This is a genomic window from Dyadobacter ginsengisoli DSM 21015, from assembly GCF_059568735.1.
This window is the reverse complement of record NZ_JCANTY010000004.1, coordinates 632365-650120: the sequence shown is the minus strand read 5'-3', so window position 1 is coordinate 650120 and position 17756 is coordinate 632365. Positions and strand designations below refer to the sequence as shown.

The window sequence follows — 17756 nt, the reverse complement described above, 5'->3', positions numbered from 1 at the left end:
AATGTCAATGTTCAAGGTCGGCCCAGGTCAATGCGCCGGATTTAACTTCTTTTTCGAGATCGGTATACTTGGCAAGCAGGTAATTCGCAGCCGGAAGTATAGCTTCTCCGCAGGCTAACGCGGCAGCCTGGCGATCTTCTTCTTTTTCCGAGTCGAACAAATGCTGCATATCAGCCAACAACGCTGTGTTTATGTACTTGCCGGTTAACCGCCACACCTGAGCGGGCACGCTACGTCCGGCTGCCCAGCGCTCGTGCGCGAAGTCTGACAAAGTTACGGCAAGCTTTTCATTCATCCGGTTATTTAGTCCTGCTATATAATGGATAGGCTTGTCGTTGAATATTGTTTTGAGTACCAGTTGGTTCCACGCGAGCTCGCTGAAATATTTCTCGGGATAGGGATTATGCAGTGCAATGGCATCAAAAACAAAACCCATATTGGAACGCACTGCGTCGGTTGCTCTGAAAAGCCACCTCTCAGGATAGGAGAGGAGGGGCAGTGCGGAGTAAAGTGCCACCAACTCATTCATTTCGGCAGTATCGAATAAGGTTTCGATATTTTTCACATACTCTTCCTGGTCCGACGAATCGAGCTGTGTCAGTAACCACACCCGGGCCAATCTTACGAGCGACCAGCCTTCTACCGAAAAACCGCGTATTTCGAGGTCCAATGCAGCCTGTGTCTCTTGGTTTGTTGAAATGATTTTCTTGGGTAAGCACCTCGGTGCCGCTACGAATGCGGTCATCAGTTCGAGAGGCGCGGAGGACCCTTTTTGTTGCAACCACTCGGCTTCTGTGCCGGATGTATGCGGAGTGATCACCTCCAGGAGTTTTTGTTTGATAATATCGGACATAGCGGGTTACTTCATTCGGATTCGTAACGAACAGGCACAAATCCTTTCCTGTGCTGGGTTATTATTGTTACAATGACACTTTGCCATTATAAAGTTTCGGGTTGTTCATTTATAACGTTGTTCGATGCGGTTTGGACTCACCAACACGCATGATTGATGTCAGTTTTAATGAAAGACTAATTTCATAAGTAACCGAAAGTTAAAAATCGAATTCTAGTATATCGGTGTCATTGAGCAAGTGATGGGTCAGTTTCTCGTGCTTTTTCTCAGAGCCCTGCAATGTCCAGCTGCCGATGATGTGGTTGCCGCTGCGGCTTTGCTCGCCACGGAGGATTTTCAGGTTATATTCTTTAAAAAGATCTTCATAAACCCGCAATGTTTTTTTCTGATAAACACACATCAGGCGATAGTTCCGGATCTGACTTTTTCTGCGGATCAGCCTTTGTACCGGTGACAAAATCACGAGTGACATACCCGAAATCACAAAACAGGTGATGGTCACTTCGTAAAATCCTGCCCCGATGCCCATTCCGACTGCGGCCGTGACCCACACGATAGCGGCTGTGGTGATCCCGACGACCCGACTGTTTTCCCTGAAAATGATCCCGGCTCCGATGAAACCGATACCGGTCACGATGTTGGCGGCAATGCGTCCGGCATCAGAACTGATTTTGATCGACAGAATGGTGAATAATGTCGATCCTACCGAGATGAGAATTAACGTCCTCAATCCGGCCGACTTGCTTCTGTACTCCCTTTCCGCACCGATGATCGCACCGAGTGTAAAGGAAACCAGTAGTTTGTAAACATCTTCGGGAAGCAGTTCCATCTGGCAATTTTATGAAATTAAAAGCCGGGCAGATCAACGACCTCCCCGGCTTTTGGATATGTATTTTGTTTTAGGCGGCAGTTCGTACTTTCATCCAGCCGATTAATTTTTCAGCTTCCGGCATACCGCTTCTGGCAAGATCCGCGCTACCCGCTCCGTCGCTGGCCGAATCAAGGTGAAGCACCTGGTAGGCTGTCAGGAACGAATTCAATATTTTCTTGTCCAGCTTCGAAAGCTTTTGTTTGTACCAATCGGCATCTTTCCCGCCTTTCGACTTTTTGCCAAGATATTGATCCAATGTCAATAGTACGCCAGCGTAGGCAGTATGCCGACCATTTTTACGTACTTGACGTTTTGGTAATAACAATCTTCTTTAACGGCCTTTTCTCTAAGGAGCTCCTCCGCATTGTCCAGGTAACGCCTGGCTTCCGCAATGGAGGATTTCTGTTTCATATTCGTCAGTGTGTGTTTTCGTAAACGATAAAATTACGAAACAGATCTCATTCCTATGCATTCATCAACTCCTCAATTTCCTCTGCTTCGATCGGAATATGCGCCATCAGGTCGGTGTTGCCACCCGGAGTGATCAGGATATCGTTTTCAAGACGGATACCCAGGCCTTCCTCCCGGATATAAATGCCGGGTTCACAGGTGAAAACCATGCCGGGTTCGAAGCGGCGATATTTGTTACCTACATCGTGAACGTCCAGTCCCAGGAAATGCGAGGTGCCATGCGGGAAGTATTTTTTGTATGCAGGCAAGTCGGGGTCCTGCTTTTCAATATCCTCCCTGGTAATAAGCCCGAGTCCGATCAGCTCGCTTTCCATGATCCGGCCAATTTCCTGGTGGTAGTCGTCCCAGATGTTACCAGGCACCAGCAGGCCCTTTGCCGCTTTGAAGACACGGAGTACGGCGTCGTACACGTCCCGTTGCCTTTTTGTGAATCGCCCGCTTACCGGAATGCTGCGGGTCAGGTCGGCTGCATAATTGGCATATTCAGCGGCTACGTCGAGCAGGAGAACGTCGCCCTCCTTACACAGCTGGTTGTTCTGAATGTAATGAAGCACGCAGGCATTGGCACCGGAAGCGATAATAGGCTGGTAAGAAAACCCTTTTGAGCGGTTTCTGACAAATTCGTGAAGCAGTTCTGCTTCGATTTCGAATTCGTGTACACCCGGTTTAACGAATTTCAAAAGTCGGTCAAATCCCAGTTTGGTAATGTCGCAGGCCTTTTGCAGCAATACAACTTCTTCCGGCTGCTTGATGACCCGCAACTGATGCATGAGCGGAGCGAGCCGGGCGAGCGTATGCAATGGATATTTTTCCTTGAATTCGCTAATGAAGCGGGCGTCGCGCGTCTGCACGTAGGAGTCGTTACGGGTGTGCTCGTTGGTATTCAGGTAAACCTGGCTGGCTTCGAAAACGATGCCGGCGAAAATAGTTTCATATTGGTGCGTCCAGTAAATGCTCTGGATACCAGTGACTTCGCGAGCTTGTTCTTTTGTTAGTTTTTCGCCTTCCCATACGGCAATGAGCTCATTGGTTTCACGAAGGAAAAGGACTTCCCGGAACTTGGGATCGGGGTGATCCGGTGAAATCACAAGAACGGTTTCCTCCTGATCGACACCGGTAAGATAAAACAAATCGCTGTTTTGCTTGAAGCCCATGGTGCCGTCGGCATTTGTGGGCATAATGTCGTTGGAATGCAGAACAACGAGCGATTTAGGTGCGAGCAATGAAGTCAAACGGCGTCTGTTTTCGATAAACAGCTTTTTGTCGATGGGGGAATATCGCATAGGGGTATTTTTTCAGATCAGGTAATTTAATTTGTAAAATTACGTTTATCTTGTTCAAAAATTCTAAAAGACTGCGCTACGGGAAAAGACCTTTCCAGTGCGGTTTTCGCAGCAAATATTGTATTTGAAATACCAAATTGACTGAGAATACCTAACTAATGCCGTTGATGAAAAGACTGCTTCTGCTTGCGTTTGCGTTGGTGCCTTTTGTGTTGTCCGCAAGCCCGAAATACTGGATTTATCTGAAAAACAAAGACTTGAATACGAGCCCTGCGGTGTCGGCATTAACGCTTGAAAACCGGCAGAAACTGGGGCTGACACTGTCGGATGAAACCGATCTTCCCATCAAAAAAGAATACGAAACAGCATTACGTGCGCAGTCGGTTAGCATCATAAACCGCTCCAAATGGCTGAATGCGATATCTGCGAACCTGACGAGCGAACAGGCGATGAAGGTACGGCAATTGGATTTTGTTCAGGATGTGGTTATGATCGATCCCGGTTTTGTGATTACCCGCACGAATCCCATTGAGAAAGCGCAAATGGCACCGGTTATGTCTCAGGTACAGGCCAATGTATTCCTAAAAGAAGGCATTACCGCCAAGGATGTGACGATCGGGGTGATCGATGCGGGCTTTTACGGCGCAGATTCGTCGTTATCCCTTTCCCAGGTTTTTTCCAACAACAGAATATTGGGTGTCCGTGACTACGTAAAACGCGGACGGCCGGGCGAGTTGCTGTTCAGCACTGCCGAGTCTTTCTCCGACATGCACGGAACCGAAGTACTGGCCGCTATTTCGGGTATAGATTATCAGGACCAGGTACAATATGGGATGGCCACAAATGCAAAGTTCTACCTCGCCAGAACCGATTATTCCATGCGTGAATACCGGGGCGAAGAAGATAACTGGATCGCTGCCATGGAGTGGATGGACAGCCTGGGAGTTCGCCTGATCAATACTTCATTAGGTTATGCCAAAGGATTCTCAGATCCCAAAGAAAACTACCTGCCTGCTCAAATGGATGGAAAAACCAGCGCCATTACCAAAGCAGCACAGATCGCATCGGACAAAAAGGGTATCACGCTGATCGTGTCGGCGGGTAATGAAGGCGACGACAAAAGCTGGGGCATCGTGTCCGCTCCTGCCGACGCACAAGGCGTGCTCTCTGTGGGAGCGACCAACGGAAAGCTGTGGAACCGGATCGGATACAGCAGCGTAGGACCGGAGTTTTTGTCGTATGTCAAACCCAATGTATCGTGCTTTTCCCTGTACGGAACTTCACTTTCAGCGCCGGTGATCACGGGCTTTGCCGCCTGTCTTTTACAGGCCAATCCGATGCTTTCGAACAAGGACCTGATCGCATTGATCGAAAAATCTTCGCATTTGTATCCTTATGGTAATAACTTCGTCGGATACGGCGTACCGCAGGCCTCACGTGCACTCGCACTGGCCAAAGCACCTTATCTTCCCAACAACTCCAAGCTGGTTACCGCCAAAGGCCGGACTTGTGAAGTAGACGTGACCAGCCAGGATTCGCTGGTGGCAATCTATCGCAAGAAAAATGAAAAGGACGTGATTGCGCAACAGGTAGGGAAGATCCAGAATGGTAAAATCTCGCTGAAACGGCAGAATAACGAAAAGTTTACCACCATCGATCTGCGTGACTACGTGGTAGAGGTCGAATGGAACTGACCTTACGGAGACCGGCGGAGTCGGGCTTCTTCGAGGTCCAATTCATGTTCTTTGGCTTTGATCAACTCGTGAGAACAGGCCCGTTCCTGCCTTAGTTTCAGGATCTCCTCTCTTTTTATTTCAATGATTTCCAGCAGCATGGCGCGGTATTTCCGGACGTAGTCGACCGACATATCGTCGTCCGAATGGAGCAGTTTATAATCAGCCATGTCGACGATCTTTTCGTATCGCTCTTTTAACAAGCGAAATGGCTCGAAATCCTGTATTTCACCGTCGTAGTTTGATTTCATAAAGTCCAGGCTGACGGTGGCAAGTCGCGAATTTATCATCGCATTTTCTTCTTCCAGGTTTTCTCCATCACCCTCGATTTTTAACCATTTGATCAGATAAGGCAGGCTTAATCCCTGGAACACGAGAGTGAAAAGGATGACCACGAAGGTGATGAACAGGAACAGGTTGCGATGTGGAAAAGGGTTTCCGCTCACCACTAGGGGGACTGCCAGTGCGGAGGCAAGTGAGACTACGCCCCGCATACCGCTCCACGCCACAATGAAAACTGTTTGCCATTTCGGACGTTGTTCTTTTGTGCGAATGGATTTGGACAGCATGCGGGGCAGATAAGTGGCGGGGTAAACCCAGATAATGCGGATCAGAATGGTCACGACGCTGATAATGACCGCATAGGTTACTACTTCTGCAATGGTATAGCCATGAAGGCCATTGATGACCTCTGGGAGTTGCAAACCGATGAGAATGAATACGATACCATTTAGGAGGAAGACTACTGTCTGCCAGACGTAATTGGTCTGCATTCTGGACTGGTATGAAAACAGTTCATGCGCGCGAAAGCTGAGGAATAATCCACCACTGACCACCGCGAGTACACCCGAGTAGTGAAAATGCTCCGCCGCGATGTACATGAGGTAAGGCGAAATGAATGTAAGCGCGGTATCGATGCTCGGTGTTGTGGGGAAAAACCGATGCACGACATAAAGCACGTGGGCAATCGCCAGGCCGATCACAACACCCATTGTAGCTACCGTCAGGAAATCAACCCCTGCTTTCCACAGCACAAAATTGCCGGTCGCGACGGTTGCCAGCGCTACCCGGAACACAATCAGCGAAGAAGCATCGTTAACCAGGCTTTCACCTTCGAGAATGGTTACGACCCGTTTGGGGATTTTCAGACCATGAAGGACGGATGTCGCCGCGACGGCATCGGGAGGAGAGATAATGCCACCCAACACAAAGCCCATGGCCAGGGTGAAACCGGGGATCATGGCGTATGAGATATAAGCCACTGCTGTGGCAGTGAAAACGACCAGCCCGATGGAAAGCAGCCCGATGGCCCGCCTCCAGGCCCAGAAGTCTTTCCAGGAGGTGTTCCAGGCGGCTTCATAGAGTAATGGCGGCAGGAATATCAGAAACACCCAGTCGGGTTCGAGTTCGAAATGAGGTATTCCGGGGATGAAGCTGATCAGCAGGCCGGCAATTACCAGGAAAATGGGATAGGAGATGCCGATTTTTTTGCTGAGCATCGTCAGCATGGAAACTACAAACAGGAGGGAAATGATGAGTAAAAGATTTTCAAGAATCATATCGTTGTAAGGGAGGTTCGGAGATATAAAAGTATATAAATTGTCAATTTAACATCTGATAACTTTTGTGTGTGGTCGAGCACGCAAATGGAAATTTTGGTTTATATTAGCAGAAAAAATAGCGGTTTTATTTACCTTTAATGCTTCCAAGATCCTGAATCACTGGCATTATACTTAAAAATCAACGAAAAATCAGTCATTCTATCACCTAATCCTTAATTGACAATGAGTACTTCTCGAAGAGATGTTCTGAAAATGGCAGGCATTGCATTGGCAGGTAGCGCACTACCAACTGTTGCAATTCTGAACCCCAATCGTGCATTTGCAGGTGTGAACAGCGAAACCCTGAAAGTAGGTTTGATCGGTTGCGGCGGACGCGGATCCGGTGCGGCCAACCAGGCTTTGAAAGCAGATCCTAACGTTGTGTTGTGGGCAATGGGGGATATTTTCAAGGACAAAATGGACGCTTCGCTGGAAAACCTCACGAAAGTGCACGGCCCGAAAGTGAAAGTGGACGAAGGACGTAAATTCATTGGCTTCGACGCTTTCAAAAAAGTGTTGGATTCAGGTGTGGATGTAGTGTTGCTTGCAACTCCTCCTCATTTCCGTCCCGAGCACCTTACCGCTGCGATCAATGCAGGCAAGCACGTGTTCTGTGAAAAACCGGTTGCGGTGGATGCACCGGGTGTACGTAAAGTACTCGACGCTGCAAAACTGGCCAAACAGAAGAATGTATCTCTGATGTCGGGCTTCTGCTGGCGTTACCACGAACCTAAACGCGCCAGCTTCTCAAGAATCCTGGACGGAGCGGTAGGGGATATTACAGCGATTTACAACACCTACGATACCGGTACGCTTTGGTCGTTCCCGCGCGTTGCAGGCTGGACAGATGCGGAGTATGTACTGCGCAACTGGACTTACTATACCTGGCTCGCCGGAGATCATATTGTAGAACAGGCTGTACATAGCATCGACATGATGGCCTGGGCAATGGGCGGCAAACTGCCGGTGTCTGTGGTAGGAACAGGCGGCCGCCAGGTTCGCACCGACTCATTGTTCGGCAATATCTTCGACCACTTCTCGGTGGTTTACGATTATGACAACGGGGTGAAGGGCTTCCACCACTCACGCCAGCAGGCCAACTGCGAAAACAGCTACCTCGTACAGACACTCGGCACCAAAGGAAGTGCAATGGTGAACTGTGCGCGTAATGTACACGAAATCACCGGTGCTAATCCGTGGAAATATGAAGGTGCACAGAACGATATGTATCAGACGGAGCACAATGAACTGTTTGCGTCTATCCGTAGCGGCAAGCTGATCAACGATGGTGAATTCATGGCGCACAGCACCCTGACGGCCATCATGGGCAGAATGGCTGCCTATACCGGCAAGCGCGTTACCTGGGATGAAGCATTGAATTCTACTGAAAAACTGGGCCCGGATTCATACAGTTTCGATATGAAACCACCTGTTGTAGAGGTGGCAAAACCAGGTATCACCGCTTTCTCCTGATACCTGTATGCAAAGAAGAGAATTTCTGAAAAACACCGCCATGGCTGCATCAGCCGTGGCGGTGGGTTCTTCGGTACTGTCAAGTGCTGAAGCTGCGCCGCTTGCCCGCCCGATGGTGAAAAAGAGCCTGATGTGGGGGATGGTAAAGGAAGATTTGTCAGTAATGGACAAGTTTAAGTTACTGAAAGATCTAGGTTATGATGGTGTTGAGCTCGATTCTCCCGACAAACTGGACATGAAGGAGGTGCTCGCGGCCAGAGATAAAACCGGTTTGCTGATTCCGGGAACGGTAAATTCAATGCACTGGAAACTGCCGTTATCTGATCCTGATCCAAAGAAGCGGGAAGAATGCGTCAAGTCAATTGAAAAAGCATTGTGGGATACTAAGGAATATGGTGGCAGCACGGTACTCGTAGTACCGGGGGTGGTGAACGCCAGTGTTACCTATGGTGAAGCATATGAACGTTCTCAGGCCGAGATCCGCAAGTTACTTCCCATAGCTGAAAAGACAGGTGTTAAAATAGCTATTGAAAACGTTTGGAACCAGTTTCTGCTGAGCCCATTGGAAGCAGCAAAGTTCGTTGATGACTTTAAGCACCCCATGGTTGGCTGGTACATGGATATCGGAAATGTACTGCGTTACGGCTGGCCGGTTTCTTGGATTGAAGCCCTGAACAAACGTATTTTGAAGCTCCATTTGAAGGAATACAGCTTGAAAAAACAGAATGACCTGGGGCTCTGGAAAGGTTTCGACGTAGAGTTTATGGAAGGCGATTGCAACTGGCCCGAAGTAAATAAGGCATTGCAGAAAATAGGGTACTCAGGCTGGGCTTCTGCGGAAGTTTCCGGCGGCGATCGCAAGCGTTTATTAACTATCCGCGAAAAAATGGATGAGGTTTTTAAGGCGTAACTGCTGTTATCACAAGTGATATTCAGGCCCGGAAATTTTCCGGGCTTTTTCTTTTCTTAGAGTGGCAGGCTGAACAGTTTACCTGCCTGATTATTTTTTTGAAACCTTATACCGCGCCCGTCCATAATATTTCAGAGTTGAAATCTTCAGTTGCTTATCCTTCAAAGCAATCAACTTGTATTCTTTGAATTCTCCTTGCTTGTCAAGAAAGCCCACAACGCATGACTCCTTTTCCGGCCCTTTCCGAACTTCCACTTTGGGCATGATACCAAAATTGGGAATTGTGAGCGTATCCTCTGCTTCCTGCACCATATATTCGATTTTCATCAGGAACTTGAAGGTCTGCTTCGTTTCGTAAATATCGACGGCCAGGCGCCAGTCGTTCAGCGGATCCTTCACTTTTTCACTGTAGCTGGCAACCGGGCTATTTTCCACTTTTTCCCTTGTGAGCGGGATCGTGTCGTTGATGGCTTTGCCGGGTTCGTCGCTGCCGGTGTTGTTTTCGCTGCTTTTTTCAGGTTTGTTGCAGCACAATAATGCCAAAAGAAGTAAAAAGCTGTAATGCTTCATAGAAAATCGTTGAGGTTTGTTGATCGGGCTACCTGTTTGCAATATACCTTTGTTAATTGCATTAAAAGAAATATTTTACTCAGGGCTTTATTAAAAAATCATTACTAAACCTGCCTTTGCACCCACCCATCCGATATGGCTTTAAATTACATTTTCGTCTCCTTTTTTGTCATTGCCTTTCTGATAGCTTTTCTGCAATTCATTCTGACAGGTGATGTACAGACTTTCAAAGCCATTACAGAAGGGATGCTCGAAATGGCCAAAGTGGCCGTAATGGATATCGCGCTGCCGCTGACAGGCGTAATGGCATTCTTTCTGGGGATACTCAATGTAGGGGAGAAGGCAGGTATCATCCACGTTATTGCAAGGTTCATTGGGCCTTTTTTCAACAAGTTGTTCCCCGAAGTGCCTAAAGACCACCCGGCCAACGGCCAGATGATCATGAATTTTTCGGCCAATTTCCTGGGCCTTGACAATGCAGCGACCCCTTTCGGCCTGAAAGCCATGCAAAGTCTTCAGGAACTCAATCCCAGCAAAGACACGGCATCCAATGCGCAGATCATGTTCCTGGTGCTCCACACTTCTGGCTTGCAGATCATCCCGCTTTCCATTATCGCCCAGCGGGCCATTCTCGGGGCCGAAAGCCCTTCCGATGTGTTCATTCCTTGTGTGGTCGGGACATATGTAACTACCGTGGTGAGTATGATCATCACTGCGGCATGGCAGAAGATCAACTTGTTCAACCGTACCGTTATGCTGGGACTCGGCAGTGTGACAGCCATGATTGCATTGATCCTCTGGTATCTATCAGGACTACCCAAGGAGCAAATTGAGACGATTTCGATTCTGGCGGGTAATTCCGTGTTGCTGTTTGTCGTGGCCGGGTTTCTGGCCTGGGGTATGTACAAGAAGGTCAATGTATTTGAAGCGTTTATTGAAGGCGCGAAGAACGGCTTTACTACTTCGGTTACCATTATACCCTACCTCGTCGGGTTGCTGGTCGCGATCAGCGCTTTCAGGAGCTGCGGGGCAATGGATTACCTGATCGATGGATTGAAATGGTTTTTTGCCATTACTGGCGTGAATACGGATTTTACAGATGCATTACCCGTCGCATTGATGAAGCCTCTGAGTGGTAGCGGAGCACGGGCGTTAATGATAGATGCGATGAAGGAATTTGGACCGGATTCGTTTGTCGGGAGGCTGGTGTGCATCTTTCAGGGCTCTGCTGACACTACCTTATACATCGTTGCCCTTTACTTCGGATCAGTAGGGATCAAAAACACCAGGTATGCTATTGTAGCGGGCCTGATTGCCGATGTGATCGGTGTGATCGCGGGAATCTGGCTTGGTTACCTGTTTTTTCATTGATTTAAAGCAGCTGATATAAATCGCCCTTTACCCCGGAAATGCAACCGTCCGTACCAAATGGATGGTTGGGTTTGGACGTAAACAGTAATATTGATCATCTAACTCTGAACCGCTTATGTTTAAATCGTTACGCTATTCTGCGCTTGCATTTGCACTGATTTGGGGAAATTTTATGCCGGAAACGGCCTTGGCGCAGAAAAATGTCGATCAGCCGGCGCACACCTATTCACTTGAAGACTGCATCCGGATCGCGCTCGAAACCAATCCGCAGATCAAACAATCGGAAATTACGGTGCAGACCAACGGGAACACTTATCAACAATCCAAGTGGCAGCGCTGGCCTAGTTTCAGTTTCACTGCCAGCCAGGGATTCCGCTCTGGTCGTAACATTGACCCCTTCACCAACCAGTTCGTACAACAGAATGTCAATTCCAATAATTATCAGTTGGGCGGGCAGGTCACATTGTTCAGCGGTTTTCAGATCAGCAACAACATCAAGTTCAACAATGCCAATTACCAGGCCAGTAGTAAAGACCTGGAAGCGACGCGGAACGACATCATGCTGAATGTGGCATTGTCCTACCTGCAGGTCATCAGCAATGAAGAGCTGATCGAAGTAGCACGCCGGCAGGTAGATGCTTCTCTGTTGCAGGTTGAACGTACGGCGAAACTGGTGGAAGCGGGTACCTCTGCGGAAAGTAGCCTGCTCGACCTGAAAGCGCAGCTTGCCAACGACGAATTGTCGCTGGTTAATGCCGAGAATAATCTGGAAACGGCAAAGCTGAATCTGAAACAATACATGAACATGCCCGGCAGTGAAGTGATCGAGGTCGTGAAGATCGAGGTTAAGGATCCAACCCTGCAGGCCTATGACGCTACGATCCAGGAAATTTATGAAACTGCCCTCGGGAATCTGCCCCAGATGAAGGCTGCAAATCTCCGTATCGATGCCGCGAAAATCAACGTGGATCTTGCCAAAGGAGTGGGGTTGCCGACATTGAGTCTCAATGGAGGGGTGTATACCGCTTTTTCAAGTGCAGCACCCAAAGAAAGGTATGTCGCGGATGGTTCGGGAAGTACAACAGTGGATGTAATTTCGAAAACAGACTTTGTAATGGTGAACAACCAGCAGATTCCACTGGTGCAACGGATTACCACACCCAATGGTACATTGCAGAATTTCCGCTATTTTAATCAGCTCGACTTCAACCGTAACTCGGCCATTAACCTGAATTTGTCCATTCCGATCTTTAGTAATTTCAGGGTCAAATACAATGTCGCGAATGCCAAGCTGCAACAAAAAACCTATGAATACCAGGCGCAGCAGGTGCAACTTACTATCCGTAAGAATGTGGAGCAGGCGTATATAGACATGACCAATGCGGCTAAACGGTACTCTGCCACGGCCAATCAGGTGAAGGCATTGCAGGAAACATTCCGCGTATCGCAGGTTCGCTTTGATGTAGGTGCAATCAATTCGGTGGAATACAATATCGCCAAGGCCAATCTCGACAGGGCAAATGGGAACCTGGTGCAAACCAAATATGACTATGTTTTCAGGACCAAAATCCTTGATTTCTATATGAATCGCCCGCTCTCCGACTTCTAAAATCCCCATCATATCAGCAACTAATTTTAAATCGTAATCAAAAATATATGGCACGTAAATCTTCGACACGAATCTGGTGGATAACAGCAGGCGTTGTAGTGCTACTCATCGGCGGTTTATTCGGCGCCAAACAGGCCGGTTATATCGGCAAGCCTAAGGCAACGGAAGTGGAATATACGGTTGTAAAGAAGTCGGATATCATCGAACGGGTGAGTGCTTCCGGGAAAATACAGCCAGAGGTGGAAGTTAAGCTCAGTCCGGATGTTTCAGGAGAGATCATCGCATTGAATGTGGCGGAGGGGGACTCGGTGGTAAAAGGGCAACTGCTCCTTAAGATCCGTCCCGATAATTATGAATCGCAGATGGCCCGGGCGCAGGCAGCGGTCAATTCCAGCAAGGCAAACTATGAGCAAACCAAGGCCATGGTAGCACAGGCCGAAGCCCGCCTGATCCAAGCAAAGGCCAATTTTGAACGGAACAAAAAGCTCTTTTCAGACAAAGTCATTTCTGCTGCCGATTTCGAACAGTTTTCATCCACTTTTGGGGTAGCACAGCAGGACGTGGAGTCCGCCAAGGCCAACGTTGCCGCAGCACTTTTCAATATCAAGAGCGCGGAAGCAGGGTTACGGGATGCTGCTGAAAACGTTCGAAAGACCAGCATTTTTGCGCCGGTGAGCGGCATCGTTTCACTGCTGAATGTGGAAGCGGGTGAACGGGTGGTAGGGACTTCTCAAATGGCTGGAACCGAGATGATGCGGATCGCGAACCTGGCCAATATGGAGGTACGGGTCAATGTCAATGAAAACGATATTGTCCGTGTTTCGCTCGGGGATACCGCGGAAATCGATGTGGATGCATATAACTCCACGGGCAGGAAGTTCAAGGGGATTGTAAAAGAAATTGCTAATACGGCCGCGGGGCTGGCATCGCTTTCTACCTCTTCCACTGCTGCCTCCAGTGCGTCCGCTGATGCTGTAACGGAGTTTGAAGTCAAGGTGAAAATACTGAATGACTCCTTCAAAGACCTGATGACCACGCGGTCCAAGAAAGTATATCCGTTCAAACCAGGGATGACGGCGTCGGTAGAAATCATTACCGACAGGAAAAACGGAGTGGTTTCGGTGCCTATTGCGGCCGTCACCACCCGTGGCAATACGCCGCAACCGATTCCGGGATCCGGGCCAGGCACGGACAATGGCCAGTCGACGGATGAAGACGATAAGAAGCCGAAAAAGCAGGAGGTCATTAAAGAAGTGGTTTTCACAGACGTAAATGGGAAGGCGGTCATGAAAGAAGTGAAGACCGGGATCAGCGATATTGAGAACATAGAAATACTCTCTGGCCTGAAACCAGGCGATAGAATTATCTCGGGACCCTACATTGCGGTGTCCAAAAACCTGAACAATGGTGACCTCGTCGAAAAAAAGAAAGAAGATGTGAAAAAAGATGGCAAAAAATCAAATGAAAACCCGAACTGATGCGTTGTAAAAAAGTAATAAGTTCGATTTAGTTTAGGTTAAAAAGGAAAATCCTTGCGGCTTTGCTGCAAGGATTTTTTATTTTCCCGTTTTTTGGCCCCATATTTCCGGCAAATTCTGACGTTATCGAGGCTAATCTGGCACATTTGGAGGAGCCCGACAGTATATAAAAGTTTTCCGGATGAGTTTTTTAAATCATACTAAGATCGCGGTGATCGGCGGCGGCAGTTGGGCGACAGCTTTGATCAAAATTCTTTGTGAACAAAACCATGTACAGATCCGCTGGTGGCTCAGAAATCAGAAGGATATCGACCACATCCGGAAATTTAACCACAATCCCACATACCTTAGCGATGTCGTACTTTCGCCGAAAAAGGTAAAAGTATTTGAGAAGACGATCGACGCAGTCAAGGGGGCCGATTACGTTATTTTGGCCGTACCAGCCGCATTTATTCAAGAATCATTACAGCACCTTTCCGCAAAGCATTTGCAGGGGAAGCGGGTCGTTTCCGCCATCAAGGGTATGGTCCCGGATAAGAACATCCTGGTGACCGACTGGGTGGCCGAGGCTTTCGGCGTTGCATTGAAAGACACCTGTGTAATAGCGGGGCCCTGCCATGCGGAAGAAGTTGCCCTGGAAAAGCAGTCCTATTTATCCATTGCATCGACGGAATGTCCGGCAGCGGAGGACTTTGCGAAACTGATGACTTGCCGTTATGTCACGGCCAACCCGCTGGAAGACCTTTATGGCGTAGAATATGCCGCAGTGATGAAAAATATCATCGCGCTCGCGTGTGGGATCACGCACGGGCTCGGCTACGGCGATAACTTTCAGGCGGTGCTGGTGTCGAATGCCATGCAGGAAATCGGGAGCCTGGTGACTGCACTGGATCCTCGTGAGAGAAATCTGAGTTCATCGGCATATCTCGGCGACCTGCTGGTGACTGCTTATTCGCAGTTCAGCCGCAACCGGCTATTCGGGAATATGGTCGGCCGGGGTTATAGCGTCAAAGCGGCTCAATTGGAGATGAAAATGATCGCCGAAGGTTATTATGCCACCAGAAGTATTTGTGAGCTCAATAAGTCTTATCACGTTGATTTGCCCATCACCACAGCGGTTTACCGCATTCTGTACGAGGAACACTCTCCGGCTGCCGTGATGAATGAATTGAAGAAGTTGCTGAAATAATAGCCTCTTTTCACTTTGTAAGGGTATTTCTGCAAAACGTTCAACCTATTTTTAGATCCATGCTACAATCCAAAAAACAATCTGTTTGGCTGGCGGCTACTTTGCTGCTAGGCACCATCGTCATGACTTCCTGCGGTTCGAAAACAAACGAAAAGGCAGAAGGCGAGCCGGATTCGCTGGCCAGCGACAAGGAGTTTGTTTTTGGCGATCAAAGGCCGTTTCCTCAATGTCACGCATCCACTTTGGTACGCCTCGACGATGGGCAGTTTCTCGTTGCATGGTTTGGTGGGACCGAAGAAAAAAATCCCGATGTGGGCATTTGGCTTTCAAAAGGCCAGCCGGGGCATTGGAGCGAACCGAAAGAGGTTGCGAAAATCCGTGAAGATGCGCATTGGAACCCTGTTTTACAGAAAACCGCTGACGGAAAGGTAATCCTGTATTTCAAAGTAGGTAAGGAAATTGCACAATGGGAAACCTGGGTGAAAACGTCGTCCGATAACGGGGAAACCTGGTCGGAAGCGTACGAACTCGTGAAGGGCGACAAGGGCGGACGCGGACCGGTGAAAGACAAGTTAATTGAACTCTCGAATGGAGACTGGCTTGCCGGTGCGTCCAACGAGGTGAAACGCTGGGAAGTTTTTGTTGACAGAAGTACCGACAAGGGAAAAACATGGACCGCGAGTCCGTACTTCAAAATAGATACGACAGAAATTAAGGGAAAAGGTGCCATTCAGCCCACGCTCTGGGAATCGGAGCCGGGTCAGGTGCATATGCTCGTGCGTACGACGGGTGGTGTGATCGGTCGCAGCGACTCTAAGGATAATGGCAAAACATGGTCGACGATCCGGAAAACCAGCTTACCCAATCCCAACAGTGGTATAGACCTGGCTAAACTGGCTGACGGTACATTAGTGCTGGCATATAATCCGGACGATAATAACTGGGGTTCACGTTCACCGCTTTCGCTGATATTGTCCTATGACGATGGACAGAACTGGACCGATAAACTCGATATAGCTACGGGAAAGAAAGAAGATGAGTATTCCTATCCTGCCGTCATCAGCTGGGGCGACTCGGTTGCGGTTACCTACACCTATAACCGTAGAAAAATCGCTTTCTGGAAAGGAAGCAAGAAGGACATCGTCGAGTTGGCTGCCAAGAAGGGGAAATAGGCTTAGTAGCCTTTCAGCTCAATGTCGTAAGACTCCATCATTTCAACCCGCTTTCCCATCTTTTTCTGGATGATTTTGAAATGGTGGACGTCTTCCGGGCATATCAGGGATAATGCCTCGCCCGGATTTTCCGCACGCCCTGTGCGCCCGATCCGGTGCACATAGTCTTTCGGAGATCTTGGCAGCTCAAAGTTGATGACATAAGGTAAAAACTGGATGTCGATCCCTCTTGAAGCCAGATCGGTGGCCACCAGTACATTCAATTTCCCGGATTTAAACTTATTCAAAGCCTCGGTGCGTGCACCCTGGCTTTTTTTGCTGTGCATCGCCATGGCGTCAATGCCATTCTTTTTTAACTTTTCAACGAGGTTATCTGCGGTCCTGGTTGCGGATACGAACACCAAAACCTGCTGCATTTCCATGGTTTTGATAAGAAATCTCAATAAAGGGCCTTTCCGGTCGGGATCGACGTAATAAGCCGTTTGTTTGATCAGATCGAGGTTTTGTTCTTCTTCCACGATTTCGATCCTCAGTGGGTTTCTTAGCTGATCCTTGTTGATTTTGTCCACCTCGTCGCCAAGGGTCGCGGAGAACAGGATACTTTGCCGTTTTTTTGGCAGCAAAAAAAAGATATCCCGCATTTCGTCCGCAAAACCCATGTTGAGCATCTTATCTGCCTCATCAAGCACAAGAATGCGTGTTTCTGTCAGACTGAGCGCTTTGTAAGAGATCAGTTCGAGTAAACGTCCGGGCGTAGCTACGAGAATTTCGACATTTTGTAGGGCGATCATCTGAGGGTTGATCGATACACCGCCGTACACCGCTAACGTTTTGACCTTACGGGGCAGCCGCTCGCCAAATGTCTGGAAAACTACGCCGATCTGCACCGCCAGCTCGCGGGTAGGCACCAGCACAAGGGCCGTAATATGCCGGTTCTTTGCAGGTGGCTGGTTTTGAAATAATTCTAATATAGGCAGTACAAAGCCTGCCGTTTTACCGGACCCTGTTTTGGCAATGCCCAGCACGTCGTTTCCTTTCAAAATCGCCGGAATGGCGGCTTGCTGAATGGGGTAGGGTTGAGTATAATTCTGTTCAGCAATGGTTTTTAATAATGGCTCGGATAAGCCAAGCGATTGAAAGGAAGTTGCGTTCTCCGGCATGCGGTCAATGTT

The 17756-nt window shown here is 48.6% G+C and carries 14 protein-coding genes and 1 pseudogene; 8 read left to right on the top strand and 7 right to left on the bottom strand.

The annotated features are described in order from the left end of the window. Window positions 1-4 precede the first annotated feature (4 nt). From BP71_RS17825 to BP71_RS17810, 4 genes and pseudogenes are all read right to left on the bottom strand, one after another. Complete coding sequence (locus tag BP71_RS17825) at window positions 5-853, bottom strand: EboA domain-containing protein (protein ID WP_496381593.1); 849 nt, start codon at window positions 851-853, stop codon at window positions 5-7. 199 nt (window positions 854-1052) lie between these two features. Next, the gene (locus BP71_RS17820) at window positions 1053-1682 is read right to left on the bottom strand and encodes an MgtC/SapB family protein (RefSeq protein WP_496381591.1); all 630 of its coding nucleotides are present in this window, start codon (window positions 1680-1682) and stop codon (window positions 1053-1055) included. 70 nt (window positions 1683-1752) lie between these two features. After that, window positions 1753-2135 (bottom strand): annotated as a pseudogene (locus BP71_RS17815) (DUF5618 family protein). 53 nt (window positions 2136-2188) lie between these two features. Then, window positions 2189-3478: an aminopeptidase P family protein gene (locus BP71_RS17810; protein ID WP_496381589.1), complete on the bottom strand. Its 1290-nt coding sequence runs from the start codon at window positions 3476-3478 to the stop codon at window positions 2189-2191. A 167-nt stretch (window positions 3479-3645) separates the two neighbouring features. On the opposite strand from BP71_RS17810, the gene BP71_RS17805 reads away from it, so the two are divergent. Next, window positions 3646-5172 carry a S8 family serine peptidase gene (locus tag BP71_RS17805; RefSeq protein WP_496381587.1) on the top strand — a complete coding sequence of 509 codons (1527 nt, stop codon included), beginning with the start codon at window positions 3646-3648 and terminating at the stop codon, window positions 5170-5172. A 2-nt stretch (window positions 5173-5174) separates the two neighbouring features. Here the strand turns inward: BP71_RS17805 and BP71_RS17800 are convergent, their stop codons facing one another. Then, the gene (locus BP71_RS17800; RefSeq protein WP_496381585.1) at window positions 5175-6770 is read right to left on the bottom strand and encodes a Na+/H+ antiporter; all 1596 of its coding nucleotides are present in this window, start codon (window positions 6768-6770) and stop codon (window positions 5175-5177) included. A gap of 255 nt (window positions 6771-7025) precedes the next feature. Between BP71_RS17800 and BP71_RS17795 the strand changes: the two genes are divergently transcribed. Both BP71_RS17795 and BP71_RS17790 read left to right on the top strand, forming a co-directional pair. Next, complete coding sequence (locus BP71_RS17795) at window positions 7026-8285, top strand: Gfo/Idh/MocA family protein (protein WP_496381861.1); 1260 nt, start codon at window positions 7026-7028, stop codon at window positions 8283-8285. A gap of 7 nt (window positions 8286-8292) precedes the next feature. After that, window positions 8293-9195 carry a TIM barrel protein gene (locus BP71_RS17790; protein ID WP_496381583.1) on the top strand — a complete coding sequence of 301 codons (903 nt, stop codon included), beginning with the start codon at window positions 8293-8295 and terminating at the stop codon, window positions 9193-9195. A 90-nt stretch (window positions 9196-9285) separates the two neighbouring features. Here the strand turns inward: BP71_RS17790 and BP71_RS17785 are convergent, their stop codons facing one another. Further along, window positions 9286-9765 (bottom strand): hypothetical protein, encoded by a 480-nt coding sequence (locus tag BP71_RS17785; protein ID WP_496381581.1) that lies wholly within the window; start codon window positions 9763-9765, stop codon window positions 9286-9288. A 135-nt stretch (window positions 9766-9900) separates the two neighbouring features. On the opposite strand from BP71_RS17785, the gene BP71_RS17780 reads away from it, so the two are divergent. The 5 genes from BP71_RS17780 (at window position 9901) to BP71_RS17760 (ending at window position 16584) form a co-directional block, all read left to right on the top strand. Further along, the gene (locus BP71_RS17780) at window positions 9901-11136 is read left to right on the top strand and encodes a nucleoside recognition domain-containing protein (RefSeq protein WP_496381580.1); all 1236 of its coding nucleotides are present in this window, start codon (window positions 9901-9903) and stop codon (window positions 11134-11136) included. Window positions 11137-11251: 115 nt separating this feature from the next. Beyond that, window positions 11252-12745: a TolC family protein gene (locus tag BP71_RS17775; RefSeq protein ID WP_496381578.1), complete on the top strand. Its 1494-nt coding sequence runs from the start codon at window positions 11252-11254 to the stop codon at window positions 12743-12745. Window positions 12746-12792: 47 nt separating this feature from the next. Then, entirely contained in the window at window positions 12793-14223 is a 1431-nt protein-coding gene (locus BP71_RS17770) for an efflux RND transporter periplasmic adaptor subunit (protein WP_496381576.1), read from the top strand. A 181-nt stretch (window positions 14224-14404) separates the two neighbouring features. After that, complete coding sequence (locus BP71_RS17765) at window positions 14405-15412, top strand: NAD(P)H-dependent glycerol-3-phosphate dehydrogenase (protein WP_496381574.1); 1008 nt, start codon at window positions 14405-14407, stop codon at window positions 15410-15412. Between the two features lie 59 nt (window positions 15413-15471). Continuing rightward, window positions 15472-16584: a sialidase family protein gene (locus tag BP71_RS17760; RefSeq protein ID WP_496381572.1), complete on the top strand. Its 1113-nt coding sequence runs from the start codon at window positions 15472-15474 to the stop codon at window positions 16582-16584. A gap of 2 nt (window positions 16585-16586) precedes the next feature. Here BP71_RS17760 and BP71_RS17755 read toward each other — a convergent pair whose 3' ends face one another. After that, the gene (locus tag BP71_RS17755) at window positions 16587-17744 is read right to left on the bottom strand and encodes a DEAD/DEAH box helicase (protein ID WP_496381570.1); all 1158 of its coding nucleotides are present in this window, start codon (window positions 17742-17744) and stop codon (window positions 16587-16589) included. Window positions 17745-17756 lie beyond the last annotated feature (12 nt).